Below are 296 nucleotides of genomic sequence, written 5' to 3' on the forward strand. Positions count from 1 at the left end.
GATTATGGAAGCGCCCGGACAACTGGCTCGACCGGCTATCTCCCGGGCCAATTTATTGGGCCTGATCCGCTCGGCAGAATCCGAACAAGGCAGCGCCTTCAGTCCTCAACAGTTTTACAGTGACTGGCTGGCCGCCGGATTGTTACCACCGGCGCTGTATGGCCAGTGGCTAAGATTATGGATCGAGCAATAACAGGGATTAATGATCAGACGGACACGGATGATGGTGACGAAAGACCAGCCGGTTATTAACATCCCGGCTGCTTTTAACCCGTTCGTTATGATCGATCGACTGC

Annotated in this window: 1 protein-coding gene; it reads left to right on the forward strand. The window is 53.7% G+C overall.

Annotated elements, in window-relative coordinates:
- Nucleotides 1–193 (forward strand): hypothetical protein (locus tag Q4563_RS18810; protein ID WP_303605598.1); only part of this gene is annotated, 193 nt, incomplete at its 5' end.
- Nucleotides 194–296: the final 103 nt, after the last annotated feature.

It is taken from the genome of Gilvimarinus sp. 1_MG-2023, assembly GCF_030548285.1.